General features: G+C 71.3%; 18 protein-coding genes and 1 pseudogene. 9 read left to right on the top strand and 10 right to left on the bottom strand.

Annotated features, from left to right (window positions below; all coding sequences use genetic code 11):
- Positions 1 to 36 precede the first annotated feature (36 nt).
- Genes AAEP86_RS11675 through AAEP86_RS11665 form a run of 3 tightly spaced genes read right to left on the bottom strand, consistent with a single transcriptional unit; the run spans position 37 to position 1838 of the window.
- Positions 37 to 1116 (bottom strand): cation diffusion facilitator family transporter, encoded by a 1080-nt coding sequence (locus AAEP86_RS11675; protein WP_420367501.1) that lies wholly within the window; start codon positions 1114 to 1116, stop codon positions 37 to 39.
- Positions 1113 to 1475, bottom strand: coding sequence for an ArsR/SmtB family transcription factor (locus AAEP86_RS11670; protein ID WP_420367500.1), 363 nt, complete (start codon positions 1473 to 1475; stop codon positions 1113 to 1115). Before AAEP86_RS11670 ends, AAEP86_RS11675 begins: the two co-directional genes overlap by 4 nt.
- Positions 1476 to 1514: 39 nt before the next feature.
- The gene (locus tag AAEP86_RS11665; protein ID WP_420367499.1) at positions 1515 to 1838 is read right to left on the bottom strand and encodes a putative quinol monooxygenase; all 324 of its coding nucleotides are present in this window, start codon (positions 1836 to 1838) and stop codon (positions 1515 to 1517) included.
- A 75-nt stretch (positions 1839 to 1913) separates the two neighbouring features.
- Between AAEP86_RS11665 and AAEP86_RS11660 the strand changes: the two genes are divergently transcribed.
- Genes AAEP86_RS11660 through AAEP86_RS11650 form a run of 3 tightly spaced genes read left to right on the top strand, consistent with a single transcriptional unit; the run spans position 1914 to position 3495 of the window.
- The gene (locus tag AAEP86_RS11660) at positions 1914 to 2630 is read left to right on the top strand and encodes a TetR/AcrR family transcriptional regulator (RefSeq protein WP_420367498.1); all 717 of its coding nucleotides are present in this window, start codon (positions 1914 to 1916) and stop codon (positions 2628 to 2630) included.
- On the top strand, positions 2630 to 3112 hold the full coding sequence (locus tag AAEP86_RS11655) for a hypothetical protein (RefSeq protein ID WP_420367497.1): 483 nt from the start codon (positions 2630 to 2632) through the stop codon (positions 3110 to 3112). Before AAEP86_RS11660 ends, AAEP86_RS11655 begins: the two co-directional genes overlap by 1 nt.
- 44 nt (positions 3113 to 3156) lie before the next feature.
- Positions 3157 to 3495, top strand: coding sequence for a hypothetical protein (locus AAEP86_RS11650; protein WP_420367496.1), 339 nt, complete (start codon positions 3157 to 3159; stop codon positions 3493 to 3495).
- Between the two features lies 1 nt (position 3496).
- Here the strand turns inward: AAEP86_RS11650 and AAEP86_RS11645 are convergent, their stop codons facing one another.
- Together AAEP86_RS11645 and AAEP86_RS11640 are read right to left on the bottom strand one after the other, a co-directional pair.
- Entirely contained in the window at positions 3497 to 4018 is a 522-nt protein-coding gene (locus tag AAEP86_RS11645; RefSeq protein WP_420367495.1) for a GNAT family N-acetyltransferase, read from the bottom strand.
- Positions 4018 to 4380: a DoxX family protein gene (locus tag AAEP86_RS11640; RefSeq protein WP_420367494.1), complete on the bottom strand. Its 363-nt coding sequence runs from the start codon at positions 4378 to 4380 to the stop codon at positions 4018 to 4020. Before AAEP86_RS11640 ends, AAEP86_RS11645 begins: the two co-directional genes overlap by 1 nt.
- 406 nt (positions 4381 to 4786) lie before the next feature.
- On the opposite strand from AAEP86_RS11640, the gene AAEP86_RS11635 reads away from it, so the two are divergent.
- Positions 4787 to 5971 (top strand): MFS transporter, encoded by a 1185-nt coding sequence (locus tag AAEP86_RS11635; protein ID WP_420367493.1) that lies wholly within the window; start codon positions 4787 to 4789, stop codon positions 5969 to 5971.
- A gap of 84 nt (positions 5972 to 6055) precedes the next feature.
- Entirely contained in the window at positions 6056 to 7003 is a 948-nt protein-coding gene (locus tag AAEP86_RS11630) for an aldo/keto reductase (protein ID WP_420367492.1), read from the top strand.
- Between the two features lie 120 nt (positions 7004 to 7123).
- Here AAEP86_RS11630 and AAEP86_RS11625 read toward each other — a convergent pair whose 3' ends face one another.
- Positions 7124 to 7864 (bottom strand): SDR family oxidoreductase, encoded by a 741-nt coding sequence (locus AAEP86_RS11625; protein ID WP_420367491.1) that lies wholly within the window; start codon positions 7862 to 7864, stop codon positions 7124 to 7126.
- 136 nt (positions 7865 to 8000) lie between these two features.
- On the opposite strand from AAEP86_RS11625, the gene AAEP86_RS11620 reads away from it, so the two are divergent.
- Positions 8001 to 8867, top strand: coding sequence for a helix-turn-helix domain-containing protein (locus tag AAEP86_RS11620; RefSeq protein WP_420367490.1), 867 nt, complete (start codon positions 8001 to 8003; stop codon positions 8865 to 8867).
- A gap of 86 nt (positions 8868 to 8953) precedes the next feature.
- Here AAEP86_RS11620 and AAEP86_RS11615 read toward each other — a convergent pair whose 3' ends face one another.
- The gene (locus AAEP86_RS11615; protein ID WP_420367489.1) at positions 8954 to 9424 is read right to left on the bottom strand and encodes a MarR family winged helix-turn-helix transcriptional regulator; all 471 of its coding nucleotides are present in this window, start codon (positions 9422 to 9424) and stop codon (positions 8954 to 8956) included.
- A gap of 58 nt (positions 9425 to 9482) precedes the next feature.
- Here AAEP86_RS11615 and AAEP86_RS11610 point away from each other — a divergent pair.
- Positions 9483 to 10241, top strand: a pseudogene (locus AAEP86_RS11610) (alpha/beta hydrolase); the annotation flags it as partial.
- 240 nt (positions 10242 to 10481) lie between these two features.
- Here AAEP86_RS11610 and AAEP86_RS11605 read toward each other — a convergent pair.
- Both AAEP86_RS11605 and AAEP86_RS11600 read right to left on the bottom strand, forming a co-directional pair.
- Positions 10482 to 12053: a PQQ-binding-like beta-propeller repeat protein gene (locus AAEP86_RS11605; RefSeq protein ID WP_420367488.1), complete on the bottom strand. Its 1572-nt coding sequence runs from the start codon at positions 12051 to 12053 to the stop codon at positions 10482 to 10484.
- A gap of 225 nt (positions 12054 to 12278) precedes the next feature.
- Positions 12279 to 13214 carry an SDR family NAD(P)-dependent oxidoreductase gene (locus tag AAEP86_RS11600; protein WP_420367487.1) on the bottom strand — a complete coding sequence of 312 codons (936 nt, stop codon included), beginning with the start codon at positions 13212 to 13214 and terminating at the stop codon, positions 12279 to 12281.
- A gap of 180 nt (positions 13215 to 13394) precedes the next feature.
- Here AAEP86_RS11600 and AAEP86_RS11595 point away from each other — a divergent pair, with 180 nt between their 5' ends.
- Positions 13395 to 14252, top strand: a complete 858-nt coding sequence (locus tag AAEP86_RS11595; RefSeq protein WP_420367486.1) for a helix-turn-helix domain-containing protein — start codon at positions 13395 to 13397, stop codon at positions 14250 to 14252.
- 552 nt (positions 14253 to 14804) lie between these two features.
- On the opposite strand, the gene AAEP86_RS11590 is transcribed toward AAEP86_RS11595, so the two are convergent.
- Positions 14805 to 15284, bottom strand: coding sequence for a hypothetical protein (locus tag AAEP86_RS11590; RefSeq protein WP_420367485.1), 480 nt, complete (start codon positions 15282 to 15284; stop codon positions 14805 to 14807).
- A 226-nt stretch (positions 15285 to 15510) separates the two neighbouring features.
- Between AAEP86_RS11590 and AAEP86_RS11585 the strand changes: the two genes are divergently transcribed.
- The gene (locus tag AAEP86_RS11585; RefSeq protein WP_420367484.1) at positions 15511 to 16068 is read left to right on the top strand and encodes a hypothetical protein; all 558 of its coding nucleotides are present in this window, start codon (positions 15511 to 15513) and stop codon (positions 16066 to 16068) included.
- The last annotated feature ends 7 nt before the right edge of the window (positions 16069 to 16075 follow it).

Raw genomic sequence — 16075 nt, 5'->3', positions numbered from 1 at the left:
GACGGGCGGCTCCGTGCCGAGCCCAGCAGGGTGCCGCTACCGCGCCGACCCTCCGAGCGGCGCGTGCGCGTGGACGGCCGGGGTGACGGTGAACTCGTCGATGTTGCCCATCGTCTCGTGCACGTGCTCGGCCGCGTGGTCCGCGATGTGCTCGGCGTCGTGCAGGGCATCCACGGCGACCTCGACGGTCGCCGAGCCGGTCAGTCGGTGCCCGACCCATCGCAGCCGGACGTCGCGGACGCGCTCCACGCCGGTGGTGTGTTCGAGCGCGTGCTGGGCCCGGCTCACGAGAGCGGGGTCGATCGCGTCCATGAGTCGGGCCCCGATCGACTTCACGGTGCCCCAGAGCAGGACCATGATCGACACCGAGATGAGGAGACCGATGATCGGGTCCGCGATGGGGAACCCGAGCAGGACGCCGACGGCACCGAGGACGACCGACAGGGACGTGAACCCGTCGAGACGGGCGTGCACCCCGTCCGCGACGAGGGCGGCGGACCCGATCCTCTGCCCGACGCGGATGCGGTAGATCGCCACGGCTTCGTTGCCGGCGAACCCGATGAGGCCCGCCGCGACGAGCAACCAGGGATTCTCGATCGGCCTCGGATCGACGAACCGGTCGACGGCCTGCCACCCGGCGACCACGGCCGAGAGGGCGACGACGAACACGTTGAACATGCCCGCGAGGTCCTCCGCACGGCCGTAGCCGTACGTGTACCGGCGGTTCGCGGCCCGGCGGCCGAGGACGAACGCGATCCACAGCGGGACGGCGGTCAACGCGTCCGCGAAGTTGTGGATCGTGTCCGCGAGCAACGCGATCGAGCCGGTGAACGCGACGATGACGGCCTGCAGGACGGTCGTCGCGAGCAGGACGGTCATGCTGACCTGCAGTGCTCGGACGCCGGCAGAGCTGGCCTCCATCGCGTCGTCGATCGAGTCGGCGGAGTCGTGGGTGTGCGGCACGAACAGGTCGTACAGGAATCCCCGCACCCCGCCGTGCGGATGTGCGTGCGAGTGCCCGTGCTCACCGTGCTCGTGCTCGTGCTCGTGCCCGTGGCCGTCGCCGTGCTCGTGCCCGTGGTGGCCCGGCCCGGGCTCGTGGTCGTGACCGGTCACGCGTCGTCCCGCGCCACGCGGTGGTGGGGCGCGGCGCCGACGACGTGCTCGGCCTGCTTCACCGCGTCGATGACCAGTTCGGACGCGTGCTCGTCGGTGAGGCGGTAGTACACGGTGGTGCCGTCGCGACGGGTCGACACCATCCGTGCCAGTCGGAGCTTCGCGAGGTGCTGCGACACGCCTGCGGGGCTCTTGCCGACGATCTCGGCCAGGCGGTTCACCGACAACTCGTCAGCACCCCGCAGCGCCAGGATGATCTTCACGCGGGTCGCGTCCGCGAGCATCGCGAACACCTCGACCGCGAGTTCGACGTACTCGGACTCCGGGCTGAGTCCGCAGGGCTGCTTGTCTACGTGCACACGCAGACACTACCGGAGCGGGCGTCTGCGGCGGAACCGTCAATCGACGTCGCCGGGCAGGGCCGGGATCGCGGAGTAGGGGTGCGCCGCGATGCGGACGGGCGGCTCAGCGAGGAGGTCGATGATCTCGTCCCGGAGCTCGTCGGCCATCGGGCTGTTCTCGTAGCCGTCCTTCGCCTCGACGGAGCGGAACACCTCGATGTTCCACAGCACGTCCGGGTCGGCGTCCTCACGCAGCATGATGAACCGGTCCGAGGACCCAGACTTCTCCATGCCGACCGTCGCCAGGTGGAACAGGCGGTCGGCCATGCCGGGCTTGGCACGCATCTTGATGATGTACGAGGGCTGATCGGTGAAGGCCACGGGGGCGTCCTCTCGGTGGTGGAACGGTGTTCCACAAGCTTGGAACGCCGTTCCACCGTGTGTCACGATGCACCGGTGACGAACGCGCGACAGCGGCCAGAGCGCCGGACGGATGCACTGACGCGGGTACGGATCGTCGAGACGGCGATCGCACTCCTCGACGCCGGCGGGACGGACGCGTTGACGTTCCGCGCCCTCGCGGCCGAACTCTCGACGGGTGCGGGCGCGCTCTACCACCACGTGTCGAACAAGAGCGAGCTGCTCTCGGCCGCGGCCACCGGCATGATCACGGACGTCCTCGCCACGGCCGGGAGCGCCGACCCGGCCGCGAGCATCCGCCAGGTCACCGCGGGGGTCTTCGCCGCGATCGTCGCGCACCCGTGGCTCGGTTCGCAGCTCGTCGCCGCCCCGTGGCAGCCCGCGGTCCTGCAGCTCTTCGACCGCATCGGCTCGGAGGTCACCGCACTCGGGGTCCCCGCACCGGAGCAGTTCGACGCCGCTTCCGCGCTGGTGCACCACGTCCTCGGCGTCGCGAGCCAGTACGACGCCGGCCAGCACCTCGGCGACGTCCGAGCGGACCGGCCCGGCTTCATCGAGTCCTCGACCTCGCCGCTGGTGGGATCGGACAGCGGCCGGTACCCGTTCCTGGCCCGGATCGAGCGCCAGCTCGTCGAGCACGACGACCGCGAGCAGTTCCGGGCGGGGATCGAGATCATCCTCACCGGAGTGGCCGCCCTCCGAAGCGACCGCACCACGGATGAGCAGCGTGCGGTCCGAGGAGGAAGGTCCTGATGGAGACGCTCATCGCGTGGAGCGGCTTCCTCGGCGCGTGGCTCCTGGTGGCCGGGCCGCTCTACCAGGGCGTCCTCGAGCTCCGCGAGGAGGACACCGACCAGGCCGGCGCTGACCCGGCGTCGCCGATCGCACCGCCCCCGCCGCCGTCCGCGTGGTGGTGGTTCCTCACGCCGGTGATGCTGGTCCTGCGGCGGCGCCGGAGCGTCGCCTACCACCGCACGGTCCTCGCGGTGATGACGCCGCGGCAACGTGCGCACCGCGAACGGTTCATCCGCAAGGCGACCGGCTGGTTCGTCGTCGCGGTGGGCGGCTGCTTGATCGCCGTCAAGGAGACGTGGGAGCTCACGCGGGAGCACGAGTGGCACCCCGCCGTGTTCCCGGTGATCGTCGTCGTCATGCTCGCGCTCGTCGGGGCCAACACCGTCTGGCAGGCGAGCAGATGGTCCGGCGCGACTCCCCCGCGGTCGGACGAGACCTGACGGCCGACCAGCGACACCGAGGACTCCCCTGGTACAAGCGACGGATGGGCTACTCCGTCATCCAGGTCTCCGACGTCCCGCCGTCCGCTGCGTCCCACCCCGCCTCCAGCCCGTGGGACCGGCGCCTGAACGCGGCGCTCGGCGTCGAGGCGTTCGGGCTCTACCACGTCGACCTCCCGGCCGGGGAGGAGACCGTGCCGCACGACCACCGCGCCGACGGCGTCGAGGACGCGTACGTCCTCGTCCGCGGCTCCGGGTGGCTCGTCGTCGACGGGACGGCGGTCGAACTCGCCCCGGGTGCCGCGGCCGCGGTCACGCCGGAAGCGACCCGGTCCGTCCGGGCCGGGGGCGACGGCTGCGCGTTCGTCGCGGTCTGCGCCTAGGTCAGGACACCGGTTCGAGGACCTTGCTCATCCCGACCAGGGTCGCGATGACCGCCCCGGTGCCGTCGGTGAAGGGCTTGCGCTCCCCGGTCTCCACGTACCCGAGTCGTCGGTACCACTCGACCAGTGCGCCGTGGTGTTCCATGACGTGGATGTCGATGCGGTCGAGGCCCCAGCGCTGGCCCACGTGGGACTCCGCCGCCGCCATGGTCCGGCGACCGATGCCACTGCTCTGCCGGTCCGGGTCGACGGCGAACGAGCCGAGGTGCGCCGAGTCGGCTCGGCGGGTGAGCGCAACGCACGACGTCGTGACGCCACCGAGTGACCCGACGAGCACCACGATCGCCGGATCGGCCAGCATCGCCGCGATCTCGGCGGCGTCGGTCCGGTCCCCGGCTCGGAAGGTGCGGTCGCCGACCCATCCGGCGTCCTCGGGACGCGACGAGTAGGCACGGTTCACGAGTGCGACCAGGGTGGGGGTCAGACCCGGGTGCGCGATCGTGAACGCCATCGGGTCCTGCATCAGACGACGGCGAAGCCGAGGACGGCGGCAGCGGTGGCGAGCACGAGCAGACCGATCTGCAGGCCGGGAGACTCCCCGCGGCGGACGTGCACGACCACGGCACCGACCATGACGACCCCGAGGCAGACCGCCGCGATCGGGGACAGCACCGCGGCGGTGCGCAGGGCGACGGGCAGGACGAGGCCCACGGCTCCGAGGACCTCGGCGAGGCCGATCAGCCTGGTCGCCGTCAGCGGGATGTCGTCGACCCACCCCATGCCCGCGTCGCGCAGCGACGTGACCGGTCGGACCAGCTTCATCACCCCGCCCGTCAGGAAGAACAGCGCCGTCGGGCCGGCGACGACGAAGAAGGCGATGATCACGGTTGGTCGTCTCCTGGTCGCGGGGTGAGGCGTGGGCTGGTCCGGCACGGCTTGCCGGGCAGGCAACGGCACGCTACGCGGCGGTGCCCGGCAGCGGATCGGTGGGACTACTGACGCGGTGCGCCGGTCCCCCACGGCGCAGGACTGCGGGCGCGCGTCGCCCGCGGAGAGGCGACCGGTCTGGAGGCGCGACCTGCGTCCGCCAGGCGGGTCGCGCCTCCAGGCCGCCACCCGACCCGTCAACCCACCGCAGCCGCCGTACAGCACGGTCGCCGGCGCACCTCCGCCTCGTCGAACGCACGTGGTCTGCACCTCGTTCTTGACTGATCCGTCCAATAGGGTCTACCGTTCTGGACCAGGCAGTCAACAACCGAGTTCCTGCAGCGATCTCGCAAGGAGAACGATCATGTCAAGCACGCAACGCACCGCCTGGTTCGGGGTCACCTCCGTGGCCGTGGGGTCCTTCGGGACCGTCCTGTCGGAGTTCCTGCCCATCGGGCTGCTCCCGTCCATCTCCCGCGACCTCGGCGTCTCGATCGGCACGGCCGGCCTCATGGTCGTCGTGACCGGGCTCGCCGCCGCGGTCGCCGCCCCCGCCGTGACCCTCGCGACGGCCCGCCTCGACCGGCGCACGGTGCTCATCGGCCTCAGCGCGGTCCTCGTGCTCGCCGACGTCGTCGCCGCGATCGCCGGCGTCTTCCCGGTCCTCCTGGTCGCTCGGGTCCTGCTCGGGATCGCCCTCGGCGGCTTCTGGGCCGTCGGCCTCGGCAGCGCGCCCCGACTCGTCCGCGGGGAGGAAGCGCTCCGCGCCACCTCGGTCGTGACCGCCGGCATCTCCGTCGCGACCGTCGTCAGCCTGCCGCTCGGCGCGTTCATCGCAGCCACTGCGTCCTGGCGCCTCGCGTTCGTCATCGGCGCAGCGATCGGCGTGATCGCCCTCGTGCTCCAGGTCCTGGCGCTCCCCGCGATCCCGTCCACGGAGCGCGTCAGCCCGGCAGCGCTCACCGGCCTCTTCACGGTGCCGCGGGCACGTGTCGGCCTGGTCGTCTCGGCGCTCCTGTTCGCCGCCCAGTTCGCCGCCTACACCTACATCAGCCCCTTCCTCGAGGACTCCGCGCACATCACGCCCGACGTCGTCTCGGTCGCCCTGCTCGTGTTCGGCGTCGCCGGCATCGTCGGCAACTTTGCGACGAGCGCTGCGCTGCACCGCTCGGTGACCGCCACCCTCGCCGTGGGCGGTCTGGTCCTCGCCGCCGCCGTCGCCCTGCTGCCGGTGGTCGCGCACCTGTCGGTCGTCGTGTTCGCCGTGCTCGTCGTCTGGGGCCTGATCTGGGGCGGCATCCCGCTGGCCCTGCAGACGTGGATGGTGCAGGCAGCGCCCGAGCGGGTCGAGGCGGGTCAGGCGATGTTCGTCGCCACGCTCCAGGTTGCACTGGCCGTCGGCTCGGTCGTCGGCGGCATCGTCGTCAGCTCGTCCGGGATCACCGTCGACTTCGGGTTCGGCGCGGTGCTGGCCCTGATCGGCGCCGCCACGCTCGTCGTCCTCGGCCGCCGGCGCAGCCCGCGACCGACCGCCCTCCTGCAGCGCTGAGGAAGCCCCCGGCGGTCACCGACCCGCACGGACACACGGGCACGACCGGACGTCGCGCCCGACACGGAAAGGAACACCAGCACCATGACCATCCTGGGAACCTCCACGATCGACGTCTTCCCCCTCGCCCTCGGCGGGAACGTCTTCGGGTACACGAGCGACGAAGCAACCTCGCACGCCGTGCTCGACGCCTACGTGGCCGGCGGCGGCAACTTCATCGACACCGCGGACCTCTACTCCGCCTGGGCCCCCGGCAACTCCGGCGGCGAGTCGGAGACGATCATCGGCGCGTGGACTGCATCGCGGCGGAACCGTGCGGACGTCGTCATCGAGACCAAGGTCAGCCAGCACCCGGCGTTCCGTGGCCTCGCCGCGTCGAACGTCCGCGCGGCCGCAGACGCCTCGCTGCGACGCCTGCGGACCGACTGGATCGACGTCTACTACGCGCACTACGACGACCCCACCGTCCCGCTCGAGGAGACCGTCGAGGCGTTCGACGCGCTCCGCACCGCCGGCAAGATCCGCGAGGTCGGGGTGTCGAACTACACGCCGGAACGACTCCGGGAGTGGATCGACATCGCCACCCGGCGCGGCTTCGCGCTCCCCGTCGCCCTGCAGCCGCACTACAACCTCGTCGAGCGCGCCTGGTACGAGACGGGCCTCGCGCCGGTCGCCGCCGCCCACGGCCTCGGCGTCGTGCCGTACTTCGCGCTCGCGAGCGGGTTCCTCACCGGGAAGTACCGGACTCCGGCCGACCTCCGTGGGGCGGTGCGCGGCGGGATGGTCAGTCGGTACGTGAACGCCCGGGGCCTCGCCGTCGTCGAGGTGCTCGACCGGATCGCGACCGCTCGCGGGGTCGCGATCCCGACCGTGGCCCTGGCCTGGCTCCGGGGACGACCCGGCGTCACCGCACCGCTCGCGAGCGCCCGCACCGTCGACCAGCTGCCGGCGCTCCTCGCCTCCGCGACGCTCGAGCTCACCGAGCAGGAGCGTGCGGACCTCGACCAGGTGTCGGCCCGCATCGACGGGTGATCGGGGCCGGGCGGGACGCCCCCGCACGGTGTCGGCGTGATCGTGACCGCCGCACCAGCGAGGACGCCCTGCCGTGCACCGTGCGGCGCCTGTCCGAACCCCGGGCACGGGTCCGTGCGATCAGCGTCCGGGCAGCGTGCTCAGCGCCCGTGACCGCTGCTCGAGCAGCTCGGCGTACGTGCCGTCGCGTTCCGCCCACCGCAGCGCCTGCGCACGTTCGACCACGACCTCGTTCGGCGTCGGGTCCTGCGTCAGGATCTCCACCGCCTCGTCGAGGAACGCGTCGAGGGGAAGCGCGTTCGGGTTGACCTGCTCCTGGCCGGCGGTCGCGACGGCCGGCGGCACGAGCTCGGTGACGCCGACACCGGTCCCCGCGAGCTGCGCCCGGAGGGATTCCGAGTACGCGTGCACGGCGGCCTTCGTGGCACCGTAGGTCGCCATCAGCGGGAAGGGCATGAACGCGATGCCGGAAGTGACGGTGATGAAGTCGCCGTGGCCCTGGCCGAGGAGGTGCGGCGTGAACGCGTCGAGGACGCGGATCGTGCCGAGCAGGTTCACCGCGATCGTGGTCTCCGCCTGGTCGGTGTGTGCCGGGTCGCGGAGGTCCTCGAGGACCATCACGCCGGACATCGTCACGACGAGGTCGAGGTCGGGGTGTGCGGCGAGGACCTCGTCGCGGGCCCGAGCGATCGAACCGGGGTCGGTGACGTCGATCGTGACGGTCTCGAGGCCGTCGACGCGGTCGGTGTCACGGCCGCCGACGATGACGGTCGAACCCGCGTCGGCGAACCGGCGGGCGAGGCCGTTGCCGATCCCGGAGGTCCCTCCGACGATGAGGACGGTGCGGTCGGTGATGTCCATGCGAGTCTTCTTCCTGCTCTGGTGACCGGGGACGTCCACGATCATCGTCAGGGCGCGCGCACGCCGGGAAGGCCCCCGTGGTCCGGGGTGTGACAGGACCCCCGCTCGCCGGGCCGGACCCCACTAGCGTGGCGGCATGACCGAACGGAGCAGCGAGAACCGCCTCGGTGCGTACCTGGCCGCTCGCCGCGCGCTCGTGACCCCGGAGCAGGTGGGCCTGCCGACGGCTCCGAACCGTCGTGTGCCCGGCCTCCGTCGCGAGGAGGTCGCGCTGCTGGCCGGGATCAGCGCCGACTACTACCTCCGCCTCGAACGCGGCCGCGACGACAACCCCTCCACCCAGGTCCTCGAAGCACTCGCACGGGTGCTGCTGCTCGACGACGTCGAGACGGACCACCTCCTCGGCCTCGTCGTGACGCGGCCGCGGGCACGCCGACCGCGACGTGCCGAGCGGGTGCCGGATCGGCTGCACCACCTGCTCGCCGCGCTCGACGTACCCGCCTTCGTCGAAGGGCGCACCTTCGACGTCCTCGCTGCGAACCCCCTGGCCACCGCGCTGTCACCACGGCTCGCGCCGGGCCGGAACCGGCTCCGCTCACTGCTGCTCGATCCCGAGGAGCGCGAGTTCCACGACGACTGGGACCGCGCCGTCGTCGACGCCGTCGCGGCGTTCCGCCACACCGTGGGCGACGACATCGCGGACCCGCGCGCGGTCGAGCTCGTCGGGGAGCTCTCGCTCGCGAGCGCACGCTTCCGGTCCGTCTGGGCACGTCAGGACGTCCGCCGGCTGGACGGCAACACCACGGACGTGCACCACCCGGTCGTGGGCACCCTCCGGCTGCACCGCGACAAGCTCCCCGTCGACGGACTCGTCCTCGTCGTGTACTACCCCGACGTCGACAGCGACGCTGCGGAGAAGCTCGGGCTCCTCGCCTCGCTGACGACGGCGGACGCCGGGACGTCGGTGTCGGCGGACGCGGCCCGCGACCGCTCCGGGCACTGAACACGGCGGTTCCGCGGGACGCCCGCGCGGACGAACAGCACCCGACGTCGCCCGGGACCTGCGGCGCGGGTCCGTCGGGGCCGGCATCACCCGACGGGCAGGCCGAGCCGGTCATGCTCCAGTCGAGCTCGGACCGCGTGGAGGAGCGCGCCGACTGTCTCTGCCTGGTCGTCGTCGACCGTCGGGGCGACGAGCTCGGCGAGACGACGACGGAAGGTCACCTCTGCAGCGGCGACGAGCGCGGCACCGGAGTCGGTCAAGGACACGAGGGCCGACCGTCCGTCCGCGGGGTTCGGTCGGCGATCGACCCAGCCCTGTGCGGCGAGTCGATCGACACCCTTGCTGATCGCACCGACCCCGGCGGCGAAGTTCGCCGCGGCGTCGGCGATCCGCGAACCGGGGTGGTCGCGGAAGTAGCGGAGGAACTCGTACTGCGTGGTCACGATCCCGTGCTCGCGTCGCAGGGCCTCACCGACCGCGTTGTAGAGCCGGGTCTCGACCCGGACCAGATCGTCGAAGAGCTGCACGAGGTCGTCGCTTGCCGAGTTGGTTGCCACGGCATACAGTCTAGCACTGCATGCCGGGGCAACCAATCGACCCGGCGGGAGGAGCACCATGACCTGGGAACAACGCAACGCGCTCGACGCGATGCTCCGGACGGCGCCGCAGACCAGCGGGCCGGTGCCGATCGAGCAGATGCGGCAGGGATTCGCGCGGTTCATGAGCCAGTTCCCCGTCCCCGAGGGCGTCACGCGGACGCCGACCGAACTCGGTGGACGAGGCGCAGTCCGCGTCGAACCGGCCGCCGAGCCGCGGCACCCCGGCACGATCCTGTACCTGCACGGTGGGTCGTTCTCCCTGGGGTCCCCCGAGACCGCGATGGCGTTGACCGCTCGCCTCGTGGAACGCACGGGCGTGGCAGCGGTCTCGGTCGACTACCGGCTCGCTCCGGAGCACCCGTTCCCGGCGGCGATCGACGACTGCCTCTCCGCCTACCGCGACCTCCTGGACCACGACGTCGACCCGGCGAGCATCGTCTTCGCGGGCGATTCCGCAGGAGGGGGGCTCGCCGTCACGACGACCCTCGCCGCCCGCGATGCCGGACTGCCCGTCCCTGCAGGGATCGTCGCGTTCTCCCCCGGCCTGGACCACACCCGAACCGGTGCGTCGATGACGTCGAAGGAAGGCGTCGACCCGCTCTTCACCCGCGCCGGGATGGAGCGGACGGGCGACCTGTACCTCGACGGTCAGGACCCCGACCAGCCGCTGCTCGCTCCAGCGGTACACGCCGACCTCAGGGGGTTCCCGCCGATCCTCCTGCAGGTCGGCACGAACGAGCTCCTCCTCGACGACGCCGTCCGACTGGCGGACCGGGCGCGCGCCGCCGGCACCGACGTCGTCCTCGACGTCGTCGCCGGTGAGCCCCACGTGTTCCCCGCGTACGTCGGCCTGATCGACGAAGCCGACGAGGCGATCGCCCGGGCGGCCCTGTTCATCCGGCAGCGTCTCCGGGTCGGTGACCGGAACCGGCGGACGCTCGGTCGGCGGCACGGCCGCGACTCGCGCCCGCCGGCGCCCGGGCTGCGTGGACGACGCGCTACCCGGGCGGATCGCTCATCGGCCGAGGGCGAAGGCGAACAACTGGTCGTTCCGCCCGTCGAAGGGGAACCCGAAGGGCTGCGTGTCGTACCCGGACCCCCAGTAGAGGACGCCGTTCACGACCGCGGGACCGTCCACCACGGAGCCACCGCTCGCGAAGCTCCACCGGATGGCGCCCGTCCTGGCGTCGAGCGCGAACATGTCCGGACCGGACGGGTCGAGCGTGCCGCTGTAGAGCACACCGTTCGCGACGGACAACGAGGAGTAGGGCAGTCCGGACGCGGGTGCAGCGGTCTGCCAGAGGATCCGACCGCTGGCCGGGTCGAGCGCTGCCCAGAGCCCGTGCGTCGTGGTGCTGGTGGTCCCGTCTGCGCTCGTGATGGTCGTCGGCGTGCCGTCGGCGTTGGTGACGGCGGCGTAGATCCTGCTGCCGTCCGTCGCCGTGCCCCACTGGATGCCACCGAGGTCACCACCCGGGCCGACCGCCGTCTTCCACACCACGCGTCCGGTCGCCGGGTCGATCGCCCAGTAGGTGCCGCTCTTCTGTCCGATCCCGATCAACGTCGTGCGGTGCCCGGCGATCGTGGTGGTCACGAGGTTCGGGCCTGCTCCGAAGTCGGAGTCGGGTCCGACCGGAGCGCCGCCCGTCCAGGTGTCCGCCGGCAGGGTCGAGCGCGACCACGCGATCTTCCCCGTGGCGATGTCGAGAGCCACCACGGAGTCGATGTGATCAGCGGCCGACGGGGGTGTGCAGCCGGTCTGCCCCGGAGTGCTGCAGACGCCGGCCGGGGTCGTGTAGTTGTTCCCGACGCCGACCACGACGTGACCGTGCTGGAGATCGACGACCGGGTGGCTGCCCCACACGGCACCGCCGGTGTAGCCCGGAGGGACCATCGCGGTGCGCCAGAGTATCCGGCCCGTCGTGGCGTCGAGGGCCACGACGCTGCCACGGAACGTGGGCGACGACGACTCCGACTCGGACTTGGACGACACCCCGACGTACGCCACCCCGTCGGCCACCACCGGGGATCCGGTCACGATCGCCGCGGGGGTACTGTCCACGACCGTCGACCAGAGTCGTCGGCCGTCCGTCGCGCGGACACCGAAGACACGGGCACCGGTCAGCAGCGGGTTGCCCAGCCACCCGTCACCGCTGACCAGTTCCCCTTGCCAGTACGCGGGCGAGTTCCGAGAGAGGTCACCCGGGACGCCGGTCACGTCGCCGACCGCGCGGTCCCACCGGACCCGTCCGCTCGCCGCGTCGACCGCGCGGATGCGGCCGCCCTGGTCCGTGGCGTAGACCGAACCGCCGACGACGGTCGGCGTCCCCGCGACGTTCCCGCCGGTGGTCGCGACCCACTTGGGACGGAGACCGCCGACGTTCGAGGGGCTGATGGTGTGCTCCGCGGGCGCGGAGTGCGAATCGCCGAGATCGTGCCCTGCCGACGGCCAGTCTGCTGCCGTGACGGGTGGGAGCGTGGTCGAGCTCCCGGCAGCGGACGTGCTGTCCGCTCCGTGCGCTGCTGCAGCCGTGCCGAGCACGGCCACCAGCACGAGCGCCGACGTGAAGACGGATCGTCTGATCATGGTTCTCCTGTTCGTCCCCGACCGCCCCTGCGGCCGTTGACGGAACGGTAGGTGCACCCCGACACCGGGCACCTCCGAGGGTCCACGGAGAACCGCGCTGCTCGGGCGACGGTGCATCGACCGCGCCAGCGTGCCGCTTCCCCGCGTCCGTCGGCCTGATCGTCGAAGCGGACGAGGCTCGACCCGGTCCCCCGTGCAGGTGCGGGCCGGCAGCTGTCGGAGCGTTCAATCGGTGAGGAACTGCTCGGAGGCGGTCCAGAGCCGCTCGGCGTTCTCCGGGTCGAGTGCGTACCGCGCGACGGTGTCGACCAGGACTGCCGGGTCGGTCAGGCGTTCGTCGGCCACGGACGCTTCCGCGTTGTCGTTGAAGTACCGACCACCGATGCCCTCGAGCAGCGGGGACACCGCCGCGAAGACGCTGGTCGATGCTCCCTGCTGCACGGTCTTCTGCAGGTGCGCGGGGGTGGCGAGCGTGCCGCCGACGTGCCGCTGCAGGTCGGTGAGGATCGCTCCCGGGTTGACGGCGTTGACGGTGATCCCGTCGTCCGCCCAACGGGTCGTGGCGGCGACGGCGAAGAGGATCTCCGCGGTCTTCGCCTGGCCGTACGCGCCCAGCGGGTCGTAGTCGCGGAAGCGGTAGTCGATGTCGTCGAACACGACGGGCCCGAACAGGTGACCGGACGAGCTGACGTTCACGACGCGTGCACCGGAGCGTGCGCCGGCCAGGGCGCCGTGCAGGCGGGTGGTGAGGTCGAAGTGCCCGAGGTGGTTGGTCGCGAACTGCATCTCGCGTCCGTCGGCGTTGCGGGTGAGCTCCGGGATCCTCATGACGCCGGCGTTGTTGATGAGCAGGTCGAGCGGTCCGTTCCAGGCGTCGACGAACGAAGCGACGGATGCGCGGTCGGTGAGTTCGAGCGCGCCGACGTGGACGTTCGGGTTGCCGGTGTCCGCGGTGATCGCTGCTGCGACCTCGCGGGCGGCATCGACGCGTCGAGCGGCGATCGTCACCTCCGCGCCGCGACGCGCGAGCGTCCGGACGGTCTCGACGCCGATGCCGGATGCCGCCCCGGTGACGATCGCGCGCGTGCCGGTGAGGTCGATGCCCGCGCTGACGTCGTCGGCGGTGTCGAACCGGTTGAAGGGGCTCGTGATCGTGTTCATGGTCAATCCCTCGATGTGGTGGAGCGATCCGGGGTCCCGGTCGTGACGTGCGGTACGAGGATGCGGCTGCGGTCACACGCGACGTGACACCCCGATGGGACAGGGCCCTGACAGGGCCACCTTGGGCGCCGGTCCCGCGCACTGTCGTGGACCCCGCGGTCGGAGGGCTAGCGTCGGAGCGTGGACAGTCGGAAGCTGCTGGGTGAGTACCTGCGGGCGCGGCGGCAGCTCGTCACGCCGGAAGACGTGGGTCTCCCGCGTGGGCCGCGACGGCGCGTCCCTGGTCTCCGTCGCGAGGAGCTCGCTCTGTTGGCGGGCATCAGCCCCGACTACTACCTCCGGCTCGAGCAGGGCCGCGACCACCACCCGTCGCCGCAGGTGCTCGACTCCCTCGCACGCGTCCTCCGGCTCGACTCCGATGCGCAGGCGTACCTGCGGCGCATCGCCGACTCCACCGGCACGGACGTGCAGCGGCCGCTCGTTCCGGAACGCGTTCCCGACGAGATCGTGCACCTGATCGACGACCTCGACGTGCCGACCTTCATCCAGGGCCGGTTCATGGACGTGCTCGCGGCGAACCCGATGGCACGAGCCCTCTCGCCGCACTACGTCCCCGGCAGAAACGTCCTCCGCGCGGTGTTCCTCGACCCACGGGACCGGGAGCTCCACCAGGACTGGGACCGCGCCACGGAGGAGGCCGTGGCCGGCCTTCGCTCACTCGCCGGTGCCGAGCTCGCCGCACCGCGCATCGTGGAACTCGTCGCGGAACTCTCCGCCGCCAGCGATCGGTTCCGCATGCTCTGGGCGCGGCAGGACGTGCGCGACAAGGTCGGCGGGACGAGTCGGATGCTCCACCCGCTCGTCGGCGCCCTGGAACTGCGGCACGAGAAGTTCGCGCTGACAGGAGCTGACCGGCAGATCATGGTGATGTACCACGCCGAGCGGGGCAGCGCTTCGCGGGAGGCGCTCGAGCGCCTCGCCCGCATCGTGCGCGACCCGCACGCCGGCAGCGAGCACCGGCCGATCGGGAGCTCCTGAACGGGAGTTCCCCCGATGACGCCGAACGCCCTCGTGCCCTCGAACAGCTCGCCCTCGGGCTCCCCGACCCCGACTCGATGGCGGATCGGTGACCGGACCGGGACCGACCTCGGCAGCGGAAGGACGCTGACGAGCGGCGCGGATACGCGGCTCCGATCCCAACGCGCCTGCGTCTGCGCCGTCTCGATGGTCGATCGGTCAGCGGACGCGCTTCCCGCCGGGGCTCATCCGTCGAGCATGTAGGCCCAGCCGATCAGGAGAAGGCCCGCGCCTAGCAGAGTCGCAAGTCCTGCCCAGAACCAGGGAGATCCTGGTCGACTGGTCAATCGACCTCGTCCGAATCCGTACTCGCGGACCGTCAGCACAGTCGCACGTAGGAGCAGTCCCGCTCCAACAAGCGCGACGAGCACAAGGGCGCTCCAGACCCACCAGGAAAACGTCATGAGTGGAGCATGCCCCCACTCGCGACTGATGCCCGTCATGGCCGATGAGCGATCGTCGAGTGAGACAGGTCGAACAGGTGTCGCGACCACGCACGCCGCCAGGAGGCAACTACGGACGAGCGCCGCGAGGAGACGGGCTCGGCGTACTCGCGAGGCCGGCCAACAGACGTGTCGGCCACCATCCGTGAGCCGTGGTGAACGCAAGCAAGCACCAACCCGCAATTGCAACACGCCAGTCAGGGACGTAAGCGTCGTAGCCCGGCATCCCGCCGAACGAGGGAAACCGGGTGATACCAGCGTCACCGACGATCCAGGCGAGCACGGCGATGATCAGTGACACCCCCACCGCGACCAGCGTCACCGCCGGGTGCCCAAGCCACCACCGGCGAAGAAGCGGGATCGCTCGGAGTGGAAGCCCGACAGCAAGAGCGGCGAGCGTCGTCGCCGCAGCGACGACAGCCACCTCCACGGCGGTTTCGATCCCGTCAGCCACGCTTGCGAAGAGGAACAGGCCGTCCAGGTACAGGACGGCGCCGCAGATGACCATGTGGATCGGCATCGCCGACCACGCCAGCCTGGCAGGACTCATGCGCCTCAACCTGTCGCACGTCAGCCTCGCTGTACAGCCCGCGAGAAGGGGCCAGAGACGTCCCGGAGCCGATCCCCATCTGCGACAGTGACAGCAGCGCGACACACCGTCGAGGAGCACACCGGTCTCAGCGACAGGTCGAGATTCCGCCGCTGATCTGCCACAGAGGACGGAGGGCCGAGTCGGATGTGAGTCCGCTGCGCCGTCGAGCGGGTTGAATGATCCCATGCTCGAGGTGAGGACACGTGCCGCACGTTCTACGGCTCTCTGGACGGCGTCGGCACCGGTTGACGTGGTGCGTGAGCGGCCACTGAACGAGATCGCACAGTCACCGCGTGCCCAACTGATGACGAGCACGAGCGACGCTGTCGAGGCATCGGTGCACGGCAACGCGTTCTCGTGGGGTGAACGGATCACGGTGAGACTGACCCCGACAACGGGCGGAACGAGCGTGGCCGTCGAGACGCGACCGGTCATGCCTTTCACGCTGTTCGACTGGGGCGAAGGCGAACGGGACATTCGCCTCCTGTACGCGGCGGTGCCAGGGATCGACGGCGGCTCCGGCCAGCAATCCGTCGTCGACGGTGCTCCTGCCAGGCTCGGGAGGACGTCGAGGCTCTCGAAGCCCCTCGGGTGGTCCGTCGTGTTCGTTGCCGGCGTCATGCTCGTGCTCGCGCTGGTCAACCTGGTGGTGAACACCGAACGCATCGGGTCCTGGCTCCCACTCCTTGTCCTCATGTCGTTCACGCTCATCGTCGTGCTGCGGGACCTCAGACGGCGCTGAAGTCCGC

This window comes from Curtobacterium sp. L1-20, assembly GCF_048755855.1.
GTDB lineage: Bacteria > Actinomycetota > Actinomycetes > Actinomycetales > Microbacteriaceae > Curtobacterium.
The sequence above is the reverse complement of the archived record's forward strand: the minus strand, read 5'-3'. Positions and strand labels throughout refer to the sequence as shown.

Excerpts from the sequence above, each read along its gene's own strand:
- AAEP86_RS11655 (WP_420367497.1), top strand. The coding sequence starts at position 2,630 with ATGGAGACGCTCATCGCGTGGAGCGGCTTCCTCGGCGCGTGGCTCCTG.
- AAEP86_RS11650 (WP_420367496.1), top strand. The coding sequence starts at position 3,157 with ATGGGCTACTCCGTCATCCAGGTCTCCGACGTCCCGCCGTCCGCTGCG.
- AAEP86_RS11645 (WP_420367495.1), bottom strand. The coding sequence starts at position 4,018 with ATGCAGGACCCGATGGCGTTCACGATCGCGCACCCGGGTCTGACCCCC.
- AAEP86_RS11635 (WP_420367493.1), top strand. The coding sequence starts at position 4,787 with ATGTCAAGCACGCAACGCACCGCCTGGTTCGGGGTCACCTCCGTGGCC.
- AAEP86_RS11630 (WP_420367492.1), top strand. The coding sequence starts at position 6,056 with ATGACCATCCTGGGAACCTCCACGATCGACGTCTTCCCCCTCGCCCTC.
- AAEP86_RS11625 (WP_420367491.1), bottom strand. The coding sequence starts at position 7,864 with ATGGACATCACCGACCGCACCGTCCTCATCGTCGGAGGGACCTCCGGG.
- AAEP86_RS11620 (WP_420367490.1), top strand. The coding sequence starts at position 8,001 with ATGACCGAACGGAGCAGCGAGAACCGCCTCGGTGCGTACCTGGCCGCT.
- AAEP86_RS11605 (WP_420367488.1), bottom strand. The coding sequence starts at position 12,053 with ATGATCAGACGATCCGTCTTCACGTCGGCGCTCGTGCTGGTGGCCGTG.
- AAEP86_RS11600 (WP_420367487.1), bottom strand. The coding sequence starts at position 13,214 with ATGAACACGATCACGAGCCCCTTCAACCGGTTCGACACCGCCGACGAC.
- AAEP86_RS11590 (WP_420367485.1), bottom strand. The coding sequence starts at position 15,284 with ATGAGTCCTGCCAGGCTGGCGTGGTCGGCGATGCCGATCCACATGGTC.
- AAEP86_RS11585 (WP_420367484.1), top strand. The coding sequence starts at position 15,511 with ATGCTCGAGGTGAGGACACGTGCCGCACGTTCTACGGCTCTCTGGACG.